The sequence below is a fragment of the Streptomyces sp. cmx-18-6 genome (genome assembly GCF_046548915.1).
GTDB lineage: Bacteria > Actinomycetota > Actinomycetes > Streptomycetales > Streptomycetaceae > Streptomyces.
On sequence record NZ_JAEBEP010000009.1, the window covers coordinates 234,202 to 258,257 of the forward strand.

At 72.0% G+C, this 24,056-nt stretch carries 21 protein-coding genes, 1 tRNA gene and 1 pseudogene; 9 read left to right on the forward strand and 14 right to left on the reverse strand.

The window, feature by feature from the left end:
• Positions 1–14: 14 nt before the first annotated feature.
• The 7 genes from ACLJPL_RS22390 to galU all read right to left on the reverse strand — a co-directional run bounded on the left by ACLJPL_RS22390 (position 15) and on the right by galU (position 5,725).
• Positions 15–88 (reverse strand) — tRNA-Ala (locus ACLJPL_RS22390).
• Between the two features lie 99 nt (positions 89–187).
• Positions 188–1,477, reverse strand: a complete 1,290-nt coding sequence (gene glpR / locus ACLJPL_RS22395) for a gephyrin-like molybdotransferase receptor GlpR (RefSeq protein WP_411082661.1) — start codon at positions 1,475–1,477, stop codon at positions 188–190.
• Between the two features lie 124 nt (positions 1,478–1,601).
• Complete coding sequence (locus tag ACLJPL_RS22400) at positions 1,602–2,321, reverse strand: GNAT family N-acetyltransferase (protein WP_411082762.1); 720 nt, start codon at positions 2,319–2,321, stop codon at positions 1,602–1,604.
• Positions 2,322–2,338: 17 nt separating this feature from the next.
• Positions 2,339–2,911 (reverse strand): molybdenum cofactor biosynthesis protein B, encoded by a 573-nt coding sequence (locus ACLJPL_RS22405; protein WP_411082662.1) that lies wholly within the window; start codon positions 2,909–2,911, stop codon positions 2,339–2,341.
• On the reverse strand, positions 2,908–3,408 hold the full coding sequence (moaC, locus tag ACLJPL_RS22410; protein ID WP_411082663.1) for a cyclic pyranopterin monophosphate synthase MoaC: 501 nt from the start codon (positions 3,406–3,408) through the stop codon (positions 2,908–2,910). The genes ACLJPL_RS22405 and moaC overlap by 4 nt, the downstream gene beginning before the upstream one ends.
• A 99-nt stretch (positions 3,409–3,507) precedes the next feature.
• The gene (gene glp / locus ACLJPL_RS22415) at positions 3,508–4,818 is read right to left on the reverse strand and encodes a gephyrin-like molybdotransferase Glp (protein ID WP_411082664.1); all 1,311 of its coding nucleotides are present in this window, start codon (positions 4,816–4,818) and stop codon (positions 3,508–3,510) included.
• A 4-nt stretch (positions 4,819–4,822) separates the two neighbouring features.
• Positions 4,823–5,725 (reverse strand): UTP--glucose-1-phosphate uridylyltransferase GalU, encoded by a 903-nt coding sequence (gene galU / locus ACLJPL_RS22420; protein ID WP_411082665.1) that lies wholly within the window; start codon positions 5,723–5,725, stop codon positions 4,823–4,825.
• A gap of 94 nt (positions 5,726–5,819) precedes the next feature.
• On the opposite strand from galU, the gene ACLJPL_RS22425 reads away from it, so the two are divergent.
• A complete protein-coding gene (locus tag ACLJPL_RS22425; protein ID WP_411082666.1) occupies positions 5,820–6,455 on the forward strand; it encodes a 5-formyltetrahydrofolate cyclo-ligase in 636 nt (211 codons plus the stop codon).
• Positions 6,456–6,517: 62 nt separating this feature from the next.
• On the opposite strand, the gene ACLJPL_RS22430 is transcribed toward ACLJPL_RS22425, so the two are convergent.
• Entirely contained in the window at positions 6,518–9,265 is a 2,748-nt protein-coding gene (locus tag ACLJPL_RS22430) for a penicillin acylase family protein (protein ID WP_411082667.1), read from the reverse strand.
• Between the two features lie 319 nt (positions 9,266–9,584).
• Between ACLJPL_RS22430 and ACLJPL_RS22435 the strand changes: the two genes are divergently transcribed.
• From ACLJPL_RS22435 to ACLJPL_RS22460, 6 genes are all read left to right on the forward strand, one after another.
• A complete protein-coding gene (locus ACLJPL_RS22435; RefSeq protein ID WP_411082668.1) occupies positions 9,585–11,189 on the forward strand; it encodes a potassium/proton antiporter in 1,605 nt (534 codons plus the stop codon).
• Between the two features lie 330 nt (positions 11,190–11,519).
• Positions 11,520–12,800: an MFS transporter gene (locus tag ACLJPL_RS22440; protein WP_411082669.1), complete on the forward strand. Its 1,281-nt coding sequence runs from the start codon at positions 11,520–11,522 to the stop codon at positions 12,798–12,800.
• A 66-nt stretch (positions 12,801–12,866) separates the two neighbouring features.
• Positions 12,867–13,223 carry an FmdB family zinc ribbon protein gene (locus ACLJPL_RS22445; RefSeq protein WP_411082670.1) on the forward strand — a complete coding sequence of 119 codons (357 nt, stop codon included), beginning with the start codon at positions 12,867–12,869 and terminating at the stop codon, positions 13,221–13,223.
• A 109-nt stretch (positions 13,224–13,332) separates the two neighbouring features.
• Positions 13,333–14,217, forward strand: coding sequence for an S-methyl-5'-thioadenosine phosphorylase (locus tag ACLJPL_RS22450; RefSeq protein WP_411082671.1), 885 nt, complete (start codon positions 13,333–13,335; stop codon positions 14,215–14,217).
• 340 nt (positions 14,218–14,557) lie between these two features.
• Complete coding sequence (locus ACLJPL_RS22455; protein WP_411082763.1) at positions 14,558–15,109, forward strand: hypothetical protein; 552 nt, start codon at positions 14,558–14,560, stop codon at positions 15,107–15,109.
• Between the two features lie 113 nt (positions 15,110–15,222).
• Positions 15,223–15,717, forward strand: a complete 495-nt coding sequence (locus ACLJPL_RS22460; RefSeq protein ID WP_411082672.1) for an MscL family protein — start codon at positions 15,223–15,225, stop codon at positions 15,715–15,717.
• A gap of 58 nt (positions 15,718–15,775) precedes the next feature.
• Here ACLJPL_RS22460 and ACLJPL_RS22465 read toward each other — a convergent pair whose 3' ends face one another.
• The 6 genes and pseudogenes from ACLJPL_RS22465 to ACLJPL_RS22490 all read right to left on the reverse strand — a co-directional run bounded on the left by ACLJPL_RS22465 (position 15,776) and on the right by ACLJPL_RS22490 (position 21,482).
• The gene (locus ACLJPL_RS22465; RefSeq protein WP_411082673.1) at positions 15,776–16,003 is read right to left on the reverse strand and encodes a hypothetical protein; all 228 of its coding nucleotides are present in this window, start codon (positions 16,001–16,003) and stop codon (positions 15,776–15,778) included.
• An 85-nt stretch (positions 16,004–16,088) separates the two neighbouring features.
• Positions 16,089–16,484 carry a hypothetical protein gene (locus ACLJPL_RS22470; RefSeq protein ID WP_411082674.1) on the reverse strand — a complete coding sequence of 132 codons (396 nt, stop codon included), beginning with the start codon at positions 16,482–16,484 and terminating at the stop codon, positions 16,089–16,091.
• A 245-nt stretch (positions 16,485–16,729) separates the two neighbouring features.
• Positions 16,730–17,428 (reverse strand): annotated as a pseudogene (locus tag ACLJPL_RS22475) (ubiquinol-cytochrome c reductase iron-sulfur subunit); the annotation flags it as partial.
• The gene (locus tag ACLJPL_RS22480) at positions 17,425–18,027 is read right to left on the reverse strand and encodes a 4Fe-4S dicluster domain-containing protein (protein ID WP_015609150.1); all 603 of its coding nucleotides are present in this window, start codon (positions 18,025–18,027) and stop codon (positions 17,425–17,427) included. The pseudogene ACLJPL_RS22475 and the gene ACLJPL_RS22480, both read right to left, overlap by 4 nt.
• A 6-nt stretch (positions 18,028–18,033) precedes the next feature.
• A complete protein-coding gene (locus tag ACLJPL_RS22485) occupies positions 18,034–20,361 on the reverse strand; it encodes a molybdopterin oxidoreductase family protein (protein ID WP_411082675.1) in 2,328 nt (775 codons plus the stop codon).
• Positions 20,358–21,482, reverse strand: a complete 1,125-nt coding sequence (locus ACLJPL_RS22490; protein ID WP_411082676.1) for an MFS transporter — start codon at positions 21,480–21,482, stop codon at positions 20,358–20,360. Before ACLJPL_RS22490 ends, ACLJPL_RS22485 begins: the two co-directional genes overlap by 4 nt.
• Positions 21,483–21,840: 358 nt before the next feature.
• Here ACLJPL_RS22490 and ACLJPL_RS22495 point away from each other — a divergent pair, with 358 nt between their 5' ends.
• Together ACLJPL_RS22495 and ACLJPL_RS22500 are read left to right on the forward strand one after the other, a co-directional pair.
• Entirely contained in the window at positions 21,841–22,962 is a 1,122-nt protein-coding gene (locus tag ACLJPL_RS22495) for a P1 family peptidase (protein WP_411082677.1), read from the forward strand.
• 269 nt (positions 22,963–23,231) lie between these two features.
• Positions 23,232–23,978, forward strand: a complete 747-nt coding sequence (locus ACLJPL_RS22500) for a DUF6227 family protein (protein ID WP_411082678.1) — start codon at positions 23,232–23,234, stop codon at positions 23,976–23,978.
• Positions 23,979–24,056: the final 78 nt, after the last annotated feature.

Genomic DNA, 24,056 nt, shown 5'->3' on the forward strand with positions numbered 1-24,056 from the left:
TGAACGATCCGTTGTGGACCTGTGGGGATTTGAACCCCAGACCCCCTCGATGCGAACGAGGTGCGCTACCAGACTGCGCCACAGGCCCTTGCAACGAGTGAAACTCTAGCACCCTCACCCGGGTGCTTGGAAATCCGTTCCTCCGCTGGTCAGCGACGTCCGGGTTCCGGGTCCCACGCGTCGTGCCTCACTCGTTGGCCGCGCGGGGCCGGTCCTCGTCGTCGTACTGGTCGAAGAGGGGGGTCCGGCCCCGGTCGCGGGTGCGGCGGGACTGGTTGGTGCGCTGGCGCGGCGCGGGGTCCACCGCGGGGGCGGCGGGGTGCGACGTGCCGGTCTGGGTCGGCTCGGCGGTGCTGGAGCGGGCCGCGCTCCAGGTCTCCGGGTCGCCGACCTCGACACCGCCGGTGGCCCGGGGGGCGACGGGGGCGGTGACGTAGGTGGGGAGCGGTACGGGGACGGGCTCCCAGCTGTCGCCCTGGACCCGGCCGCGTTCGCGCTGCTGGTCCACCCACTCCGCGTGGTCCGTCTGCTCGACGAGGGCGCGGCGGCCGGCCTCCTGCGGGGAGACCGTGGGGGTGGGTTCGGGCTCCGGGTGGTGGGCCTCGGAGTCCTCGTCCGGCTCGGCGGGGGCGGAGGGGGCGGGCTGGTGCCTGCGGGGCCGGTTCTCGCGCAGGCGCTGCGCCGCCACCTCGGCCCGCCTGCGGTCCATGGTGAACGCGAACCGGCGGCGTTCCTGGGCGCGCAGATGCACGATGTACGTGCTCAGCAGCACGGCCGGAGCGGCGGGCGCCCAGAGGAAGCCGAGCCCGCCGACCGCGGCCACGATCGCGCCGAGGGTAAAGGCCATGAAGAGGACGACGGTGGTCCGCCTGCGTCGCGCCAGGACCTGCGAGCGCTGCGCGCGGCGAACCCGCTCGGCCTCGGCGGCTTCCGCGTCGGCGCGCGGACGGCGCTGGGGCGGCGGCCCCTGGTGCGCGGGGCGCTCGCCGGACCGGTGGTCGTGCGCCTGGCGGTCCGGTGGCTGACGGTCCGATGGCTGGCGGTCCGGTGGCTGATGTGCCGCCCGCCGGTCGTGCGCCTGGCGTTCGGAAGCCTGGTGGCCCGGGGCTCGCTCGGCTCGCTCGGGAGCGTGCGCCGGGTCGTGCATCCTGACTTCGGTGTGCGCCGGAGGCGCGGCAAAGGCCCGGACGTCCACGGATTCCATTCGGTCCGTTTCCACGTCCGGGTCGACGTCGGGCCCCGCCTCCTCGGCGGTGCGCTCCCGCAGCTCCCTGGCGTACCGGCGCTCCATCGCCGCCCGTCCGGACAGCAGCCGGATGGCGGTGCTGAAGCGTTCCGTCGGACGGGCTTCGTTGAGCTCGTCCTGCCTGCGGAGCCACATCGGCACCAAGTAGGCGGCCCAGGCCCCGACGATGACTGCGTAGATGAGGCCGCTGCTGCTCACGCTCACACCGTAGAGGGGTTTACGCGGAGGCATCCGCCAATTGGCCCGGTGTGTCGCACGATCCGGCTGATATCACGGACTTTTTTTGTGATTGTTCGGATCAACAGTCGCCAATAGGGCGGCCCATTGCTGTCACCCGGCGATCAAATTCGAACACCTATTTCATTTCACCGGACTGGTCCGCACCGCCGCCGTCCTCCGGACCCTGTGCCGTCCCCGGACCTTGTGCCGTCCCCGGGCTCTGTGCCGTCCCCGGCCCCTGCGGCGCCCCCGGGCCCTGTGGCGTCACCGGCCGTCTCCGCCGCCAGCGCCGGAGCATCCCCTCGGGCGTCTCCTCGGCCGTGAGCGCGAAGATCAGGTGGTCCCGCCAGGCCCCGTCGATGTGCAGGTAGCGCGGGCGCACGCCCTCGGATCGGAAACCGAGTTTCTCCACCACCCGGCGGCTCGGGGCGTTCTCCGGGCGGATGCAGACCTCGATGCGGTGCAGCCCCACCGAGCGGAAGCAGTGGTCGACGGCGAGCGCCACGGCCGTGGGCATCACCCCGCGCCCGGCGACCTCCCGGTCGACCCAGTAGCCGATGTGCCCCGAGCACATGGAGCCCCAGGTGATCCCCGCGACGGTGAGCTGGCCGACGAGCCGCCCCTCGTACTCGATGGCGAACGGCAGCATCCGCCCCGCGTTCGCCTCGGCGCGCAGGTGGCGGACCATCTGCCGGTAGGTGGGCCGCCGCGCGACCGGGCCGCCGGGGGCCGGCGGCGGGACGGTGGCCTCCCAGGGGCGCAGCCAGTCGCGGTTGCGCCGGTTGACCTCACGCCAAACGCGCTGGTCGCGCATCTTTATCGGGCGGAGGACGATCTCGCCCTCGGTCAGCGTCACCGGCCAGGTCACGATGCTCAGCTCGGGCTCCCGGGCCGGGGGTGGTCGCCGCCGCGGAGCTGGTCGACGGCGTGCACCAGGAGCCGGGCGAGGACCGCGAGGCCGTCGCGCACCCCGCCGGTGGAGCCGGGCAGGTTGACGATCAGGGTGCGGGAGGCGACGCCCGCCAGGCCCCGGGAGAGCGCGGCGGTGGGGACCTTGGCCAGGCCCTCGGCCCGGATCGCCTCGGGGATGCCGGGGATCTCGTGGTCCAGGACGCGGCGGGTGGCCTCGGGGGTGGCGTCGGTGGGCGAGATGCCCGTACCGCCGGTGGTGACGATCACGTCGTACCCGGCGGCGATCCCCGCGCGCAGGGCCGCCTCCACCGGGTCGCCGTCCGGGACGACCTGGGGGCCGTCGACCGTGAAGCCGAGGGCGGTGAGCCCTTCGGCGATCAGGGGGCCGCCCTTGTCCGCGTACACCCCGGCGGAGGCCCGGTTGGAGGCGGTGACGACGAGAGCGGTGTACGAGGAGTGCGGCGCGGCGCCGCTGGGCTCCGGCGTCCGCGCGGGCTGTTCGTGGCCGGGGACTCTCGGCTCGGGCGGCGTCACGCGGCCGGTCCCTCCGGTGCGGTGCGGTGGAAGTCGCCGGACGCGCCGCCCGACTTCGCCTCGACCCGTACGTCGGTGATGACCGCGCTCTTGTCGACGGCCTTGACCATGTCGATCACCGTCAGCGCCGCCACCGAGACCGCCGTCAGGGCCTCCATCTCGACGCCCGTGCGGTCCGTCGTCTTCACGGTGGCCGTGATCTCCACCGCGTCGTCGGCCACGCTCAGGTCGACCTTCACGCCGGAGACGGCCAGCGGATGGCAGAGCGGGATCAGGTCCGGGGTGCGCTTGGCCCCCATGATCCCGGCGATCCTCGCGGTGGCGAGGGCGTCGCCCTTGGGGACCCCCTCGCCGCGAAGCAGTTCGATGACGCGCGGCGAGACGAGGACCCGGCCGCTCGCGCGGGCGACGCGCGTGGTGACGTCCTTCTCGGACACGTCGACCATGCGGGCCGCGCCCGCCTCGTCGATGTGCGTCAGCCTGTTCTGCGTACTCAACTCACTCCGCCTAGCGGTAGGGGCGCCGATCGGCCCGGGGCCCGGAGGGGGTCCCCCGGAAGGCACGGCGGCAGATACCGTACCGCCCCCGGGCGGCGGTCAGCGGAGCAGGATCACGTCCGTCTCCGTGCCGGGCTCGGCGGAGGTGGTGTCCTCGGGCAGCACGATCAGCGCGTCCGCCTGGGCGAGGGCCGCGATCAGATGCGAGCTGGAACCCCCGACCGGGGTGACGGCGCCCGCCTCCTCGTCGTACGTGCCGCGCAGGAACTGGCGGCGGCCGGCGGGCGAGGTGAGCGCCTTGTCGACGTTCAGCACGGCCCGGGTCGTGGGGCGGTGGAGGTCGGTCAGGCCCATCAGGGCCCGGATGGCGGGGCGGACGAACAGCTCGAAGGAGACGTAACTGGAGACGGGGTTGCCCGGGAGGGCCAGCAGCGGGGTGTGGTCCGGGCCGATCGAGCCGAAGCCCTGGGGCTTGCCCGGCTGCATGGCGAGCTTGCGGAAGTCGATGCCGCTGCCCGGCTCGTCCTCGTCCCCGACCGAGGACAGCGCCTCCTTCACCACGTCGTACGCGCCGACGCTGACGCCGCCCGTGGTGACGACGATGTCCGCGCGGATGAGCTGGTCCTCGATCGTGGCGCGCAGGGTCTCGGCGTCGTCGGTGACCGCGCCGACCCGGTAGGCGATGGCTCCGGCGTCCCGGGCGGCGGCCGTGAGCGCGAAGCTGTTGGAGTCGTAGATCTGGCCGCCCGTCAGCTGCTCGCCGGGCTGGACCAGTTCGCTGCCGGTGGACAGGACGACGACGCGCGGGCGGGGGCGTACGACGACGGTCGAGCGGCCGATCGCGGCGAGCAGCCCGATCTGCGGCGGGCCGACGACCGACCCGGCGCGCAGGGCCAGATCGCCCGGCTTGACGTCGCTGCCGCGCAGGCGGACGTGCGCGCCGGCCTCGGCGGGCCGGTGGACGCGGACCTCGCCGGCGGCGCCCTCCGGCGCGTCGGAGTGGGCGCGCATGGCGGCGGCCGGGCCCTCGCCCGTACCGCCGTCCGTCCACTCCACCGGGACCACGGCCTCCGCACCGGCGGGCAGCGGGGCGCCCGTCATGATGCGGGCGGCCTGTCCCGGTCCCACGACCTGGTCGTCGGCGAGCCCGGCGCTGCCCGCGGCGACGTCGCCGATGACCGTGAGGACGGCGGGGAACTCCTCGCTGGCCCCCTCGATATCGGCGACCCGGACCGCGTAACCGTCCATCGAGCTGTTGTCGAAGGGCGGCAGGGCCACCTCCACGACGACGTCCTTCACCAGGACGCAGCCCTGGGCGTCGGGCAGCTGGAGCTCGATGGGTTCGAGCGGCCTCACCGTGGCGAGGATGTCGTCCAGGTGCTCGTCCACCGACCAGATCGTGCTGCTCACGGGGTTACATCTCCTCGGCGACGTACGTGCGGAGCCAGGTCCGGAAGTCCGGTCCCAGGTCTTCACGTTCGCACGCCAGTCTGACAATGGCACGCAGATAGTCGCTGCGGTCGCCGGTGTCATAGCGCCGGCCCTTGAAGACGACGCCGTGCACGGGGCCGCCGATCTTCTCGTCCGTGGCGAGCAGCTGGAGGGCGTCGGTGAGCTGGATCTCCCCGCCGCGGCCCGGCTCGGTGTGTCGCAGTATGTCGAAGACGGCGGGGTCCAGGACGTACCGGCCGATGACGGCGAGATTGCTGGGGGCGTCGGCCGGGTCCGGCTTCTCGACCAGGCCGGTGACCCGGACGACGTCGCTGTCCACGGTGGCGTCCGCGGCCGCGCAGCCGTACAGGTGGACCTGCGCCGGGTCGACCTCCATCAGCGCGACGACGCTGCCGCCCTCGCGCTCCTGGATCTCCACCATGCGGGCCAGCAGGGGGTCGCGCGGGTCGATCAGGTCGTCGCCGAGCAGTACGGCGAAGGGCTGGTCGCCCACGTGGGGGGCCGCGCACAGCACGGCGTGGCCGAGACCGCGCGGGTCGCCCTGGCGCACGTAGTGCATGGTGGCCAGGTCGCTGGACTCCTGGACCTTGGCCAGGCGTTCAGCGTCCCCCTTGCGGGTGAGCGCGGACTCCAGCTCGTAGTTGCGGTCGAAGTGGTCCTCAAGAGGACGCTTGTTGCGGCCGGTGATCATCAGAACATCGGAGAGGCCCGCTGCCACGGCCTCCTCGACGACATACTGGATGGCCGGCTTGTCGACGACAGGCAGCATCTCTTTGGGAGTGGCCTTCGTGGCGGGCAGGAAACGAGTACCGAGACCTGCTGCCGGGATGACGGCCTTGCTGATCCTGGAGGGCGACTGAGTCATGCGCAGAACCTTAACGGGTGCACACACGCGGAAGGTGAGGTTCCGCTTAAGTTTGCCCTTAAATATGCCCATACGAGAAACGTGTGAGTCTCTCTTGAACACCGACAAGTCCGGAAAGACGCCCGTGAAGGTACCCGCAAAGGTCGCCCTGCGGGGCGAACTGCTCGCCGCGCGGGCCCTCCTGGCCAAGGAGGACGTGGCGCGGGCCGCCACGGTTCTCGCCGCCACCGCCCTGGGCCTGCCGGAACTGGCCGACGCCCGGACGGTCGCCGCGTACGTCTCCGTGGGCCGCGAACCGGGCACCCGTGTCCTCCTGGACGCGTTGCGCGAGAAGGGCGTACGGGTGCTGCTGCCCGTCCTCCTGGCCGACAACGACCTGGACTGGGCGGTGTACGGGGGCGGGGAGCGCCTGACGCCCGCCGGACGGGGGCTCCTTGAGCCGGACGGCCCACGGCTCGGCCCGGCCGCCGTCCTGGACGCCGACGCGGTCCTGCTGCCCGGGCTGGCCGTGGACGGCGCCGGGATGCGGCTGGGGCGCGGCGGCGGCAGCTACGACCGGGTGCTGGCCCGGCTGTCGGCGCCCGGAGCACGCCCGGGCCGCCCGGTCCACCCGGCGCTCATCGTGCTCCTGTACGAGAACGAGGTGGTCGCGCGGGTCCCTTCGGAACCGCACGACCACCCCGTGGACGCCGTGGTCACCCCGGCCGGAGCGCGGCGCTTCACCGCCTGAGGGCGGGGCGGCGCGCGCCGCCCCGCTCAGGGGCTGCCCGGCCCAGATCCGCCGGACGCCCCCTAGGGCTTGAGCGTCAGCGTGTCGACGGTGGAGTCGCCGACCGCTTCCGGCCCGAAGGACCAGTCGAGCAGTTCGCCCTTGACCCACTTGTCGGTCTGGTCGGTGTAGTGCGCGTTGAACGCGTGCCCGGAGGCCCCGGAGAGGTTGATCCAGCGGGACTTGTCCCACTCCCCCACGTTGACGACCATCCGCATCGACGGCACCCACACGACCTCGTAGCCGCTCGCCGCGTTCCAGCCGGTGGCGTTGACCGCCGCCTCGCCGCCGCCCAGGTTCCAGGGGCCCCGGTTGAGGGCCCGCTGGAGCAGGGAGGGCCCTTCGGTACCGAGGGTCTGGTTCCGCAGCATCAGCTGGTGCAGACGGCCCCAGCTCCAGGTGGAGATGTCCTTGCCGAGCTTGGAGGTCAGCTCCCAGCGGGCGTCCTCCATGGCCTGGGCGAAGAGGTCGTCACGGCTCTCCAGAGCGGCGTCACGGCCCCTGGCGGGCGCCTTCCACCACTCGTTGTCCTGGTCGTCCACGATGTCGCGGACCACCTGGAACCAGCGGTCCCCGCCGTCCGGCTGCGCGGAGTCGCCGGTGCGCTGTCCGCATTCGCGTACCAGCTTCTTCTGTTCGTCGACCGGGCCGCTGTTCCGGGCCGGCGGCACATTGAGGCAGTCGCCCTTGACCCGCAGCTCCTTCGGGAGCTTGTTGCCGAAGGCGAGCTTGAGGATGTTGCGCCAGACGCCGTTGAAGTACGCGGCGGCGGCCGAGTCGGGCTCCTGGGTGTAGTCCCAGCCCTCCAGCAGCTTCTGGGCCTCGCGCACGCTCTTGTCGGAGATGTTGATCTTCAGCAGCTCGGGCACCAGCAGCGCGGCGATCTCGCTGGTGTTGTCCATCTGCATCTTCTGCATGTCGTCGGTCGAGACCTTCTCGCCGCCCTTGATCTTCTGGGCGATGAGGTCGTTGATCCGCTGGCTGCGGGTGCCGTAGCCCCAGTCCTTGGTCAGCAGGTGGGGGTACTTGCTCTCGTCGATCACGGCCTGGTTGGCGGTGACGATGTAGCCGCGCTTCGGGTTGTACTCGTAGGGCAGCTCGTCGAACGGGACGGGCTCCTTCTTCCAGCCGTACTCCGAGGACCAGCCGGGGCTGGGCAGCGTGCCGTCGCCCTTGAGGCGGACCGGGATCTTCCCGGGCGCCTGGTAGCCGATGTTGCCCTCGGTGTCGGCGTAGATGAGGTTCTGCGCGGGGACCTCGAAGTTCTGGGCGGCGGCCCGGAAGGTGGTGAAGTCCTTGGCCCGGTTGATCGCGAAGACCGCGTCCATGGACTTGCCCGGCTCCAGGGCGGTCCACTTCAGGGCGACCGCGTAACCGTCGGCGCGGTCGGGGGCCGAGTTGGCGACGGGGGCCTTCTGGCCGACCTTGTCCAGTTCCTTGCTCCGGTCGGAGACGAGAGGCCCGTTGTTCGTCTCGCGGACGGTGATCTTCCGGTCCTTGCCGCCCGCGACCTTGATGGTCTCCTCGCGGGTGGTGAACGGGACGGTTTTGCCGTCGTACTGGTAGCCCTCGCCCGTGACCTTCTCCAGGAAGAGGTCGGTGACGTCGGCGCCGAGGTTGGTCAGGCCCCAGGCGATGTCCTGGTTGTGGCCGATGACCACACCGGGCATCCCGGAGAAGGTGTAGCCCGCCGTGTCGTACTGGCAGGCCGACGAGACCTTCCGGCAGTGCAGGCCCATCTGGTACCAGAGGGAGGGCAGCATCGGCGCCAGGTGCGGGTCGTTGGCGAGCAGCGCCTTGCCGGTCGTCGTGTGGGCGCCGGAGACGACCCAGGAGTTCGACCCGATGCCGTTGCCGTTCGGGCCCAGCAGCGCGGGGATCTCGTCGAGCGTGTCGGAGAGCGCCGAGAGCTGCGTGTTCAGGCCCTCGGTGGCGCCCTGCGGGGTCGTGGACCCGATGTCGCCGGACGGGGTGGCGGCGGGGTCGAACTTGCCGGTGACCGGCGAGATAGCCCCCTGGTCGACGATCGGCTTGTGCTGCTTGTACGGGTAGTCCGGATACAGATCGCCGATCTGGTCCGGGTCGAGCCGGCTCGTGAGCAGCGAGCGGTCGATCTCGTCCTGCATGTTGCCGCGCAGGTCCCAGGCCATGGCCTTGAGCCAGGCGACCGAGTCGACCGGGGTCCACTCGGCCGGCTTGTAGTCGTTGGACAGCGCCAGCGCCGCGTACTCGACCGAGATGTCCCGGCCTTCCTTGCCCTTCAGGTACGCGTTGACGCCCTCGGCGTACGCCTGAAGGTTCTTCTTCGTGCTCTCGTCGAGGACCTTGTCGTACTCCTGCTGCGCGACCTTGCGCCAGCCGAGCGTGCGCAGGAAGGAGTCCGTCTCCACCTGGCCGGAGCCGAACATCTCGGAGAGCCGGCCCGCCGTCATGTGCCGCCGGACGTCCATCTCCCAGAACCGGTCCTGGGCCTGGACGAAGCCCTGGGCGCGGAAGAGGTCGGCGTCGGAGTCCGCGTAGATCTGCGGGATCCCGTAGGAGTCCCGCTTGACCTCGACGTCGCCGGCGAGGCCGTCGAGGGTGATCGTTCCTGTGGTCTGGGGGTACGAGGCCCGCACCGTGGACACGGACCAGTAGGCGCCGAACCCGACACCCGCGACGAGCGCCAGCACCAGGACGAGCAGAAGGAGGCGGACGCGGCGCCCCTTCTTCTTCTTTCCGGGCTTCTTCGCGTCGGAAGGGCCGGAAGCGTCGGTTGTATTGGCGGGCATCGCTGTCCTTCGAGGGGCAGGGTGGTCCTGGGAGTGCAGGAGCAACCATAGGCGCAGCCGGTAAGCCACTCGGACGCGGTATAGGGATGCATCCATTTGCGTACGCCTCGAATGAACACGCGAAGACCCCGGGCGAACACGCGAGTCGCCAAGAAGGGAACGCGGAAGCCGTCAAGAAAGCGTTAAAGATTAGGTAAGGTAACGAAGTACTGGCTGCCGGAGGACGATCCGGCAGGCGCACGCAGGGAAGGAACGGACCCTGACTGTCCACGCGCTCAACGAACTCCTGCTCGTCTGCTCGCTCGTCCTGCTCGTCGCCGTGGCGGCGGTACGGATCTCCTCGCGCAGCGGGCTGCCCAGCCTGCTCCTGTACCTGGGCATCGGCATCGCCCTGGGCCAGGACGGCATCTTCGACGTCAAGTTCGACAACGCCGAGCTGACCCAGGTGATCGGCTACGCCGCCCTGGTCGTCATCCTGGCCGAGGGCGGACTCGGCGCGAAGTGGAAAGAGGTCCGCCCCGTCCTGCCCGCGGCGGCGGTGGTCTCGACCGTGGGCGTCGGCATCAGCGTGGGCGTCACCGCGTCGGCCGCGCACTATCTCGTCGGCCTGGACTGGCGACAGGCCCTGATCATCGGCGCGGTCGTCTCCTCCACCGACGCCGCGGCCGTCTTCTCCGTCCTGCGCAGAGTGCCGCTGCCGCCCCGGATCACCGGGGTGCTGGAAGCCGAGTCCGGCTTCAACGACGCCCCCGTGGTCATCCTCGTCGTCGCGTTCTCCGCGGTCGGCCCGGTCGAGCACTGGTACCTGCTGATCGGTGAGATCGCCCTGGAGCTGGCCATCGGGGCCGCCATCGGCATCACGGTGGGCTGGCTGGGCTCCCTGGGCCTGCGGCACGTCGCGCTGCCCGCCTCCGGCCTCTACCCGATCGCCGTCATGGCCATCGCCGTGATGGCGTACGCGGCGGGCGCGATGGCCCACGGCAGCGGGTTCCTGGCGGTCTACCTGGCCGCGATGATCCTCGGCAACTCCAAGCTGCCGCACTGGCCCGCCACCCGGGGTTTCGCGGACGGGCTGGGATGGCTGGCCCAGATCGGCATGTTCGTGCTGCTCGGTCTGCTGGTCACCCCGCACGACCTGGTCGACGACTTCTGGCCCGCCATCGTGGTGGGGCTGGTGCTGACCATGGTGGCGCGGCCGCTGTCGGTCTTCCTGAGCCTCGCGCCGTTCCGGCTGCCGGCGCGCGAGAAGGTCCTCATGTCATGGGCCGGGCTGCGCGGGGCCGTGCCGATCATCCTGGCGACCATTCCGATGGTCTCCGGGGTGGAGGGCAGCACCCGGATCTTCAACATCGTCTTCGTCCTCGTCATCGTCTACACGCTGATCCAGGGCCCGACCCTGCCGTGGGTGGCGGCCAAGCTGAAGATCGCGGACGATCCGGCCGAGGCCGCCGACCTGGGCATCGAGTCCGCACCCCTGGAGCGGCTGCGCGGGCACCTGCTGTCCGTGGCCATCCCCGCGCACTCCAAGATGCACGGCGTCGAGGTCGGTGAGCTCCGGCTCCCGGCCGGGGCGGCGGTCACCCTGGTGGTCCGCGAGGAGCGGAGTTTCGTGCCGTCGCCCACCACGGTGCTGCGGCGCGGGGACGAGCTGCTGGTGGTGGCGACCGACCCGGTGCGCGACACGGCGGAGGCCCGACTGCGGGCGGTCGGCGAGGGCGGCAAGCTGGCCGGCTGGCTGGGCACGGGCGGGGCGGGGGGCTCGGGCGCGGCAGCCGGCACGCCCGGCAACCCCGGGACGCTGGGACTGGTGAAGACCCCGGGATCGGTCGGGTCCGCCGTCCGCCAGGCGGTGAAGCCGGTCAGGCCAGTGAAGAAGGTCGGCCCGGCCGAGGACTCCGCCGGTACGAACGCGCGTCGCCCATAGGACGCTGCCGGCAGCAACCGAACACACGTCGCCCATAAGGCGCTGATCACAGGCCGAAAAGGAGGCCCTGGGCACATTCACAGGTACCCAGGGCTTCCTGCCTGTACGATAAAGGCACATTGATCGACCAACTCTGTCTGATGCAGAGCTGGCGCGACCGTATGGCGGTCGTGGTGTCTCTTCGCCCGGCGTTTCTTCGCCGATGGCAGCGAGTCGCCCGGCATCTACCGCAGTTCCGCGCGAAGAGGACAGCTCTCGGCCGCTTCCGTCCGGCCCGCCCCACAAGGGCGCCGGGAAGCAGCGCCACCAGGCGGCAGAAAGGCAAGGACCGTGGCGACCACGGTCACCGACCGCCCCGGTTACGGGCAACTGCTCCGCACCCCCGGAGCGTGGACCTTCCTCCTTCCGGGCTTCGCCGCACGGCAGCCCTTCGCGATGCTGACCATCGGCATCGTGCTGCTCGTCCAGCACACCACCGGCTCGTTCGGCAGCGCGGGCGCCGTCGCGGCCGTCGCCGGCGTCTCCATGGCGCTGGTCGCCCCGCAGGGCGGCAAACTCGCCGACCGGTTCGGCCAGCGGTCCGTGCTGCTGCCCGGCGTGCTCCTGCACACCGCCTCCGTGAGCGCCCTGACCGCGCTGGCGCTGGCGGGCGCGCCCCTGTGGGCGCTGTTCGCCGCGGCGGTGCCCACCGGGGCCTCGGTCCCGCAGATCGGCCCGATGGTGCGCGCCCGCTGGGCGGCGATGCTGGGGGCTGCTCCCGACCGGCCCGCCTCCCCGCTGATGTCCACCGCCGCCGCGTTCGAGTCGGTGACGGACGAGTTCACGTTCGTCCTCGGACCGGTGATCGCGACCGCTCTGTGCACCGGCGTGCACCCGGCGGCCGGGCTGATCGCCGAAGCCGCCCTCACCCTGGTCGGCGGCCTCCTCTTCGCCGCGCAGCGCGCCACCCAGCCCGCTCCCCGCCCCGCCGCCACGGCGGACCGGCCGCACGCCTCGGCCCTGTCCGTACCGGGCGTCCGCGTGCTGGTCGTCGCCTTCCTGGGCATCGGCGCGGTCTTCGGCGGCATGCAGGTCTCGCTGACCGCCTTCTCCGAGGAGATCGGCCACCCCGGCGTGAACGGTGTGCTGTACGGGATCTTCGCGGCGGGCAACATGCTGGCCGGCATCGCCTGCGGCGCCATCGCCTGGAAGAGCAGCCCGCAGCGTCGGCTGATCGTCGGCTACGTGGCCCTGACCCTCATGGCGTCCGGCCTCTGGGCCGTGCACTCCGTGCCGCTGCTGGCCGGTCTCGGCCTGCTGGTGGGCCTCTGCATCGCCCCGGCGCTGATCAGCGGCTACACGCTGGTCGAGTCGCTGGTGCCGGCCACCGCCCGCACCGAGGCGTTCACCTGGCTGACGGGCGCCGTGGCGCTGGGCCAGGCGGCCGCCGTGACGGTGGCGGGCCAACTGGCCGACGCCCACGGCGCGAGCACCGGATTCGTGGTCCCGCTGGCCGGTACCGTACTGGCGCTGGCCACCCTGCTGGCCCTGCGTTCCCGGCTGACGCCGAGGTCCGCGGGCCGGACCGTGGCACGTGGGATCGGTCACCGCGAGCCGGTCACGGTGGACTGATCCGGCGGAATACGTCAGTATGGAGCGTCGTTAGCACTCACTGAGTGAGAGTGCCAGGAGGAGCAAGTGCCGACCTATCAGTACCAGTGCACCGAGTGCGGCGAGGGCCTCGAGGCGGTGCAGAAGTTCACCGATGATGCCCTGACCGTATGCCCGAGCTGCGACGGACGCCTGAAGAAGGTGTTCTCTGCGGTCGGCATCGTCTTCAAGGGTTCCGGTTTCTACCGGAACGACAGCCGCGGCTCCTCGTCGAGCAGCACGGCTGCGACGTCGACCACGAAGTCGTCCGACTCCGCTTCGTCCTCGTCGTCGAGTTCGGGCTCGGACGCGAAGTCGAGCGCTTCGTCGTCCTCGTCCTCCGCTTCCTCCTCGTCGTCGGCCTCCGCGCCGGCCACGTCGTCGAGCGGTACGTCGGCAGCCTGAGCCCGCGTACGCCCCACCCCTTTTCCGCCGGACCCCGCCGAGCCCGCTCGGCGGGGTCCGCGCGTTTCCCGCCCGCCGGGCGCGGGGCTCCCCCGGATACGGTGACCGCATGGTGAACGCACATACGGACACGAGCTCCGGCACAGACATCGCGGGTACGGCGCCGGGCGCGGAGATCGGGGTCATCGGCGGCTCGGGCTTCTACTCCTTCCTGGAGGACGTCACCGAGGTCGTCGTCGACACCCCCTACGGCAAGCCCAGCGACTCGGTCTTCCTCGGCGAGATCGGCGGCCGCCGGGTGGCGTTCCTGCCCCGCCACGGCCGGGGTCACCATCTGCCGCCGCACCGCATCAACTACCGCGCCAACCTCTGGGCTTTGCGCTCCGTGGGGGTCCGCCAGGTGCTGGGCCCGTGCGCCGTGGGCGGGCTGCGCCCGGAGTTCGGCCCCGGCACGCTGCTCGTCCCGGACCAGCTGGTGGACCGCACCAAGACCCGCGTGCAGACCTTCTACGACGGTGAGGCGCGGGCGGACGGGACCGTGCCCAACGTCGTCCATCTGGCCTTCGCCGATCCGTACTGCCCCGAGGGCCGCGAGGCAGCGCTCGCCGCGGCACGCGGACGCGACTGGGCACCGGTGGACGGCGGCACCCTGGTGGTGGTCGAGGGGCCGCGCTTCTCCACCCGCGCGGAATCCCGCTGGCACGCGGCGATGGGCTGGTCGGTGGTCGGGATGACCGGGCACCCGGAAGCCGTGCTCGCCCGCGAACTGGGCCTCTGCTACACGACGATGACCCTCGTGACCGACCTGGACGCGGGCGCGGAGGCCGGGGAGGGCGTCTCGCACGAGGAGGTGCTCCGGGTGTTCGCGGCCAATGTGGACCGGCTCAGGTCGGTGCTGTTCGACGCGGTGAGCGGGCTTCCCGCGACGGAGACCCGCAACTGCGCCTGCGCCCACGCGCTGGACGGGATCGACACGGGAGTCGCGCTGCCGTAGACGTCCCATGGCGGCCGATCCACCGGAACGAGTGAGGGAGTTATCCACAATCCGGCGGCTGTCCACAGGCCCCGGCGGAATGCGCGCGGAGGGTGGATCGTGAGGGGAGTTCGGCCGGGACCTCCGGCCGGACTTCCCTCATCCGATCGCAGGTGACGCCATGTCCACTCCCCCCTTCTCCGCCCGTTCCGCGCACGCCATACACCCCGCTCACCCCGCTCGCCCCGTATGCCATGCCCCCGCCGGTCCGCCGCGCGCCGTCGATCCCGCGAAGCCGCCTCCCCGGCCCCCTGCGCCGGTGCCCGCGCCGTGCGGGGTGGGGCCGTTCGCGCCGCTGCGGATGCGGGGCGGCGGCGCGTACCGGCTGCGGCGCATGCTGCGCAGGCAGCGGCGCGGGATGGCCGCGGGACTCGCACTGGCGGGCGCCGCGCTGGCCACCACCGGCCTGGGCTCCGTCGGCCTCGGCTCCGCCGGTCTGGGTTCCGCCGAAGGGGACAGCGGCGTTGCGGATACGGTGCCGGGGCCCGGCCGGACATCGGTACAGCTGGTCTCCGCTCCGGTACGGATCGCGGACGCGGAGACGGTACGGCTGCTGCGCCCGGGAGACCGCGTCGATGTGATCGCGGTCGGCGAGGCGGGCGACGACGCCCGTCTGGTGGCCCGGGGGGTGCGCGTGGCGGAGGTGCCGCGCCCGGCCGCCGACGACGGGGGGTTCGGGGCCGGAGGTGCCGGTAGCGGGTATGCCGGGAGCGCAGGTTCCGGGACGATCGGCACGGCCGGGGCGTCGGCGGGGGCTTTGGTGACGCTGTCCGTGGAGCGGTCCACCGCCACGGCGCTGCTGGGCGCGGGGGCAGCGGGGCGACTGGCCGTGGCGGTGTCCGATGCGCACTGACGCGCTCTCAAGTATCCGGCGTGTGCCGGCGGATTGGACAGCCTCTCCTTCCTGGGCCTTAGGTGGCGGAGCAGTCTGCTCCCCTCACCGCCCATGCGAAGGAAGGCTCACCCGTGAGCGAGAAGAAGATCAGTGTGCTGGACGGCTTCAAGGCTTTCCTGATGCGCGGCAATGTGATCGACCTGGCGGTGGCTGTCGTCATCGGCGCGGCGTTCACGAACATCGTGAACGCGGTCGTCAAGGGCGTCATCAACCCGCTGGTCGGTGCGTTCGGCACCCAGGACCTGGACAACTACAGCTCCTGCCTCCAGGGCCCATGCGTCGCGGACCCGGCGACCAAGGAGATGGACGGGATCGAAATCCTGTGGGGCTCGGTGCTGAGCGCCGGTCTGAGCTTCCTGATCACCGCCGCCGTCGTGTACTTCCTGATGGTGCTGCCGATGGCCAAGTACCTGGCCAGGCGGGCGGCGATGCAGGCCGCCAAGGAAGGCGTCCAGGAGACGATCGAGGTGAGCGAGCTGGAGGTGCTCAAGGAGATCCGCGACGCCCTGGTCGCGCAGCGCGGCGGCGGCTCGGCCGGTGCGGGTGGGCCGGACCAGGAGCGCTAGCCGGCCGGTCGACGGCCGGGACCGGCCCGTTGACGGGTCGGCTCGGCCGGTCACCGGCTCAGATGTGGTGGGGCGGCTTCTCGTCGAGGAAGCGCGCGAGGTCGGCGGCGCTGCCGCCGCCCGGAGGCCGCTCGCCCCATCCCCGGTCCGTGTCGTCCGCGGACTGCTGGTCCAGCGGATCGTCGAAGATCAGGACCGGCTTGGGCTTCGGTTCCTCGGGCGGCTGCGCCGGTGATTGCCGCTGCTGCTTCGCATCTCGCGGTCCGGGGGCGGGGGCGGTGCTCATGCTTCCAGGGTACGGCGGTGGGCGGTGGCGTGTGAGCCGCCGTGGGGCCGGTCGGTCATCAGCGGTCCTCGGGGGCGATCAGCGGTCAGCGGTCCTTGGGATCGATCAGCCACAGGCCGAGCACGACGAGGAACGACAGACACAGGAAGCCGGCCCCCCACCAGGCCGTGCCCGTGTTGCCTTCCATCCACTCGTCGATCAGCACCGTCAGTCCCCAGAGCTGGCCGACGACCACGGTCATCGCCAGGGCGAGGCGGGCGGTCAGTTTCGCGGAGCGCTCGGGTTCCTGATCGGTGCCCGCGCCGGGGCCGGGCCCGGTGTGGCGGACGCGCGGGTCTCCGTAACCGCTGGTGGGGCGGATCTGCGGATACCGCTCGTGGACGGGCCGGTTGAGTGCGGGGTCGGCGCTGCCCGGGTGGTACGTGGGGTAGTGGCTGCCCGGCGGCGGCAGGGGCTGCTCGGGGTGCGGGGAGTCGGTCATGCCCGCCTGCCGGGGGTCTCGGCGGAGTCGAAGGCGGCGGGGAAGGCCCCGGCACGGCCGACTACGGGGGCGGCCCCGGAACGGATAGTGGCGGGAGCGGCCCCGGAACGGCCGGTGGCGGAACGACCGGTGGCGGAACGACCGGTGGCAGGGGCGGTCCCGGAACGGCCGGTCGCGGCACGGCCGGTCGCGGCACGGCCGCCGGCGGCCGGAGCGGTGGCAGGGGCGGTCCCGGCGCGGCCCGCTCGGGCCGGCGTGCCGCCGCCTCCGGGCGCGGCCCCGGCTCCCGTCGCGCGGGGCGGGGATTCCGCGCCGCCGCCGATGTCGGGGCAGCCGATGCGGGCGGCGAGGTCGGGGCGCTCGCCGCCGAGCTGGCGGCAGAGCCCGGCCTCGACGCTCTCACCGGAGCGGGTGGTCCCCACGGCCCAGATACTGCCGTCCTCCTCCTCGATGACCACGACCTTCGGCAGTCCGCGCGGCGGCGGCCCGGCGGTGACCTCACCGGAGCGGGCGTCGAAGACGCCCTCGTGGCAGGGGCAGTACAGCTCGCCCTCGCTGCCCCGGTCCTTGCGCCAGAGGACGGCGCAGGCGAGGTGGGTGCAGACGGCGGAGTAGCCGACGAGGGTGCCGTCGTCGAGCCGGACGGCGACGGCCCGGTCCTCCTCGCCCGGGTAGCGGAAGGCGATGGACTCGCCGGGCGGAAGCCGCTGGGCGATGCGTTTCGCCTCGGGGGCCTTGCCCTCCTCGCCGTCGCCGTGGCGGTGCAGGATGCCGGCGGCGACGCCGATGCCGCCGATGGCGAGACCGCCGGAGACGGTGGTGACGATACGGAGGTAGTCGCGCCGGGTGGTGAGGGAGTCGGCGGCGATGCGGTCCTGGAGCGCCTCGCGCGGGTCTCCCCCGGAGGGGCGTTCGCCGCCCGGCTGCTGTTCGGTGACGCTCATCGGCGGACGTCCTTCCCGTTGATCTCGACGACGGGCAGACCCCCGGGGACCGGCCACTGCACCTTCTCGGCGGGGACGACCATGGCCACGCCGGTGCGGACCTCGGTCTCGCCGAAGACGAAGGTGTCGGCGACCTGGACGCCGGGGCGCTCGGCCTGGAGCTCCTCGACGGTCCCGTAGAAGAGCGCCCCGGTCGGGCAGACGGTGGCGCACATGGGGGCGAGGCCGTAGGCGGTGCGGTCGTAGCAAAGGTTGCACTTCAGCTGGAGCTTGGCGCCCAGATCGATCTTCGGTACGCCGAAGGGGCAGGCGTTGACGCAGTTGGCGCAGCCGATGCAGCGGGTGGTGTCGGCCTGCTGCACCACGCCGTCCGCGGTCACCAGGATCGCGTCGGCGGGGCAGACCTCGGCGCAGGGGGCCACCGGGTCCTCGCAGTGCATGCAGACGGTGGGAAGGGAGGCGACGGAATGGCCCTCGTCGGTGTAGTCGAGGTGGATCATCGATTTACCGCGGTGCGAATCGCATTCGCGGCAGGCGGAGACACATGCCTGGCAGCCGATGCAGCGCCCCGGGTCGATGAAGATCGTTCTACCCATCATGGGGCTTCAGCTCCTCTCCGAGGTGCCACGGCCCTGGGGGGACGTGGGAGGCAGCGGGTCGGTACGGGAGACCTGGGTCTCCGGGTAGGCGACATGGCCGGGGGCGACCGGCGGGGCGGGGACCTCGTCGATCCGCCCGGCGTGCTCGATGCGGCAGGCGCACACCTTGTACTCGGGGATCTTGGAGCGGGGGTCGAGGGCGTCGATGGTGAGGGCGTTGGCCGCGGTGGGGACGGGCCAGTGGTAGGGGATGAAGACGGTGTCGGGGCGGATCGCCTCGGTGACCAGGGCGGGGAAGACCTCGCTGCCGCGCCGGGTGACGACGCGTACGGGCTCGCCGTTGCGGAAGCCGTGCGAGGGGTGGACCTCGGCCCAGGGGCGCGGCGTCTGTTCGACGAGGGCGCCGAGCCTGCGGGTCTGGTTGCCGGAGAGGAAGTGGGCGACGGTCCGGCCGGTGGTGAGCGACATGGGGTGCTCGTCGTCGTACGGGTCCATCGGCGGGTGCCACTCGACGACCTGGAGGTGGATCTTGCCGTCCGGGTGGTAGGTCTTCCCGTCCTCGAAGAGGCGCGGGGTGCCGGGGTGGTCGGTGGAGGGGCAGGGCCAGGCGATGCCGCCGGTCTCCTCCAGCCGTTCGTAGGTGATGCCGTAGTAGTCGTTGACGGTGCCGGCGGAGGCGACGCGCAGTTCGTCGAAGACCGCCCGGGAGTCGGGGAAGTCGAATTTGTCGCCGGCGCCGAGGCGGCGGGCGAGTTCGCACATGACCCAGGTGTCGGTGCGGACGCCGGGCGGCGGGTCCTGGGCCTTGTTGTGCTTGACCACGCGGGCCTCGGCGTTGGCCATCACCCCTTCGTCCTCGGCCCAGGTGGTGACGGGGAAGACGACATGCGCGTTGGCGGCGGTCTCGGAAAGGAAGAAGTCGAATTGGGCGTGGAACTCGGTGGCGTCGTAACCCTCTTTGACCACCCGGTAGTTGGGCAGGGAGACGAAGGGGTTGTTGCAGATGCCGATCAGGCCGCGGATCTCGCGGCGCTGCATCTGCCAGACCATTTCCATCATGGAGGTCCCGGCGGGCGGGAGTTCGGACTCCTCGATGCCCCAGATCTCGCAGATCTGGCGGCGGTGCTCCTCGTTCATGATGGAGCGGCCGCCGGGGAGAAGGTCGGACTTCTGGCCGTGCTCGCGGCCGCCCTGCCCGTTGCCCTGGCCGGTGAGCGTGCCGTAGCCGGAACCGGGCTTGCCGATATGGCCGGTGGCGGCGCAGAGGCTGATCACGGAGAGGCAGTTCTCCACACCCTGCGAGTGGTGTTCGATGCCTCGGGCGTGCCAGGCCATGGCCTTGGGCGCGCGGGCGAAGGTCCGGGCGACCTGCACGATCTGCTCGGCGGGGATGCCGCAGATCGCGGCGGCGCGGGACGGCGGGTACTCGGCGGCCTTGGCCTTGACCTCCTCCCAGCCGGTGGTGTGGGCGGCGAGGTAGTTCTCGTCGGTGAGCCCTTCCTCGATGACGACGTTCAGTACGGAGGTGAAGAAGGCCGAGTCGGTGCCGGGCTTGAGGGCGACGTGGATGTCGGCGGTGCGGGCGACGGCGGTCTCGCGCGGGTCGATGACGATGAGGCTCGCCCCGCGGTCCCGGGCTCCCCAGACGTATTGGGTCATCACGGGGAAGCACTCGCCGACGTTGGAGCCGGCGATCAGCAGGCAGTCGGTGAGGAGGATGTCGGAGAAGGGGTTGCCGGCCCGGTCGATGCCGAAGGCCAGTTTGTTGGCCCCCGCCGCGCTGACCATGCAGAGGCGGCCGTTGTAGTCGACATGCCGGGACTTGAGGGCGACCCGGGCGAACTTGCCCACCAGATACGTCTTCTCGGAGAACAGGCTGGCCCCGCCGAGGAGCCCGAAGGCGTCGTTGCCGTAGGTCTGCTGGATGCGCTTGACCTCGGCGACGGTGAAGTCGAGCGCCTCCTCCCAGGAGACCTCCCGGAACTCCTCGTCGCGGGAGCGGCGCATCAGCGGGGCGGTGAGCCGGTCGGGGTGGTTGACCTGCTGGTAGGCGTTGATGCCCTTGGGGCAGAGCCGCATCCGGTTGATGTCGTGGTTGCGGGGTTCGACGCCGAAGACCTTGCCGCCCCGGTCCACGCGCAGATACATCCCGCACTGGACCCCGCAGAAGCAGCAGTGGGTGGGCACCAGCGTCTCGCCGTTCTGGTCGGCGTGCCACTGGTCGGCCGGGATGCCGCCGGCGTCCCGGAAGGCGCGGGCGCCGGGCGGTGCGAGGGAGGGGTCGAGCGGGATGAAGGTGCGGCGGTCGGCGGCAGCTCGCGGGTCCGCGGTCACTTGAAGCCCTTCTTCACATGGGAGAGGTAGGCACTGCCGCGCAGCACCCGCTTGCAGCGCGGGCAGTACTCGGCCCAGGCGTCGAAGTCGAGGCGGAGGTCACGCATGGTGCCGCGCAGGTTCTCGACGTACGGGCCGGTGTCGATGGGTTCCTCGCAGCGGCGGCAGACGAAGACCTCGTCGTCCTGCCGGCCGGTGTACTTGAACAGCTGCATGCCGACCGCGGCCGGGCGCTGGACGATGTGGAAGAACTTGCCGAACGGGATGTAGATGAGGGTGAAGACCACCGAGACCATGTGGAGGATCGCCAGGAACTGGTAGCCGCCGCCGTGCAGGAAGATCGAGGAGAAGGTGAGCAGCAGCCCGGTCACGGAGATGACGATCAGTGCGATCAGCGGCACCAGGTCGTAGGCGAAGCGCTGGCCGGTCGATGCTCCGCGGTCCTTCATCCGCCGCCACAGGAAGTACGAAGCGCCGGGGATGACCAGCACGGCGGCGACGTCCAGCCCGTGGAACATCAGCCAGCCGAGGAGGGAGAGCGAGTCGAAGCCGAGGATCTTGACGCCCCAGATCCGCATCTCGTAACCGGGCCCTGATCCGCTGCCGGAGGTGAAGGTGAACCAGCCCCAGGTGAGCGGGAAGGTGATCAGGGCGGCGAGGATGCAGCCCCAGAAGATCAGTTGGTGGGCGGCCCAGCGGGCGTGGGACCGGACGCCGAGGAACTTCTGGAAGCCGAGGTAGGTGGCGATCATCTTCGGCAGGGCGGTGGGGGCCCGGCGGAAGTTCTCGACGGAGAAGAGGCTGCGCCAGCCCTGTTTGAAGAGGCGTCGGGCGCCGGGGGCGGAGATCCAGACCGTGTAGCGGTAGGCGACGCCGAAGGCGAGGAAGACCGTGGCCACGGCGTACGGGAGGAGCGCCGAGTCGAAGTTGCGCAGCATGCGGCTGCCGAGCACGATCGCGAGGATCAGCAGGGCGGAGACGACCACGCCCGCCAGGGTCGCCCGGGCGGTGACCGACCGGAGGGGGCCGGCAGCGGCGACCGGGGACGCGCCCGCGGAGCCGCCGGGGGGATGAGGTTCGGCTGCGGCGGGGTCTGCGGAGGCTTCTGACGGCTCGGTCACCCGGCCACCGTAGGACCGTTTACGACGATTGGCCCCGTTTTGAACGGTAAGGGGGTGATCGCGTCGCCCGGACAGGCGCAGGGGGCGCGGAGTGGGGGCGAGAGCCGGGGGTGGGGGCGGGAGCCGGGGGTGGGTGGGGAGTGGGGGCCGGGGGTGAGTGGGGGTGAGGGTGGAGGAGGGGAAGGGCCGAGGGGGTGGGGGCGGGGGGCGGGGCCGGGGCGGTGTGGTGACAACGTGATGTCGTGGCTCGGGCAGTGGTCGGGCAGGGCGGACAGGGGCCGGGGGCCGCCGGTACGTTCGGGGGGTACGTACGAGCCCGTGGCTGCTCGCGGGCGCCGACGATCCGAGGGAGCGCACGATGACCGCCGAGGACCCCCGCCCGCCGTTGCTGGACGCCCTCACCGACGTGGCCGGGATCCGGGTCGGGCACGCCCGGGTGCCGGGGGCCGGGGCGCTGAGCGGTACGACCGTGGTTCTGGCGCCGGAGGGCGGGGCGGTGGCCGCCGTGGACGTACGGGGCGGAGGGCCGGGGACCCGGGAGACGGACGCGCTGGATCCGCGCAACCTGGTGCAGCGGGTCGACGCGGTCGTCCTCACGGGCGGCAGTGCGTTCGGGCTCGACGCCGCGTCCGGGGTGGTGGCCTGGCTGGAGGAGCGGGGACGGGGCGTGCGGGTGGGCGCGGACCCCGCACAGGTGGTCCCGGTGGTTCCGGCGGCGGCCCTCTTCGACCTCGGCCGGGGCGGCGACTGGCGGGCCCGCCCCGACGCGGCGACCGGGCGCGCCGCAGTGGAGGCGGCGGCCGCCTCCGCCCCGGGGGCCCCGGTCGCCGAGGGGAGTGTGGGGGCGGGGACCGGCGCGGTGGCCGGGCGGCTCAAGGGCGGCATCGGTACGGCGAGCGTGCGGCTGGCCTCCGGGGTCACCGTCGCCGCCCTGGTCGCGGTGAACGCGGCGGGTTCGGTGCTCGACCCCCGTACCGGGGTGCTGTTCGGGGAGTACGGGGCCGGGGAGCCGCCCGCGTACCCGGCGGCCGACACGCATGCGGAGGCGCTGCGGCGACTGGCGCGGGAGCAGGAGGCGATGGAGGCGGCCGGGGGCGGGGCGCCGCCCTTCAACACCACGATCGCGGTCGTCGCGACGGACGCCGACCTCGTCAGGGCCCAGGCGCAGAAGCTGGCGGGCACCGCGCACGACGGCATGGCCCGTGCGGTGCGCCCGGTGCACCTGCTGAGCGACGGAGACACCGTGTTCACGCTCGCCACGGGCCGGGTGCGGGTGGAGCCGGAGGACGTGGCCGTGGTCAACGAGATCCTCGCGGCGGGCGCCGACGTGCTGGCCCGCGCCATCGTGAAGGCGGCGCGCGCGGCCCGGAGCGCCGAGGGGCCGGGCGGCACGTTCCTCGCCTACACGGACCTGTACGGGGACCAGCCGGACGGCGAGGGCGCGGGCGGCGGCAAGGGCCAGGGCGTGGGCGAGGCGTGAAGTGTCCGGGGCGCTCGACACCGGGCGCCCCGGCCCGCGCAACGTCGCACAAGGCGGGGCGCGTGCGCCGTCGCTCAGGGGGCGCGCAGGCTCCCGACTCGCAACCGGGGCAGGGAAGTTGACCCCAAGCGCCCGAAATGCACCACGCACGGTCGGGGAACTTTCTGCGTGCGCCTTACGTTTTTACAAACCCCGGTCACGATGTCAGACCCAGGGACTACGTTAAGCACGCATCAAGTAACACGCGGCGACGGCCTGGAGACAGCACCTTGAGCGATCCGTACGAGACAACCGAGCAGCACCTCGACCGACTCCTGCGACGCGCCCTCAACTCTTTCGATCTTCCCGACAGCACGGTCGACCGGCTCGGTTCGGCGCTGGCGCACAGCAGTTCACTGTATTCCTCGCACCACAGCCCCGTCCTGCACCGCGAGACCTACCGCCACACCTATCTCCTGGCGGACGGCTCCGCCCTGACGCTGTGGGAGCTGGTGCACAGCGGCGGCCGGGACGAGCAGGAGCCCCGCCGCCACGAGCTGTACGACGACGAGGGCGACGCCCATATCGCCGCCGCCCGCCTCGCCGGGAGCCTCTCGGACGCCCCGGCCTTCGGCGACGAGGGGATCCAAGGGGATCTGGAGATCCTGACGGTCATCATGTCCGCTCCCCCGGCCCCGGCCCCCAGGACGTACGCGCCCGACAATTCGGCGGACCACGCCCGCCGGGTCCTGCGCCGCGCGGAGAACAGCGACCGGCCGAGCGAGGAGAAGGCACGGCTGCTGCGGGCCGCCTTCGCCCACCACATCACCCAGATCTTCGGGCATCAGCGCCGGGTGGACGGCCGCGAGGCCGGGTTCACGCTCTATGAGCACGCCTTCCTGCTGCTCGACGGCAGTGAGACGAGCCTGTGGGAGGTCGAGCACACGGCGACCCCTGACGGCCGCCACATGTGCGAGGTGTACGAGGACGAGCACACCGCCCGCACGGCGATGGAGAGCCGCACCAGGATCTGCTGATCCGCCGCCCTCCCCCGTGTGCGGGCGGAACAGCCCCTCGCGGGGACGCCACGCCCGTACGCCCGTACGCGGATGCCC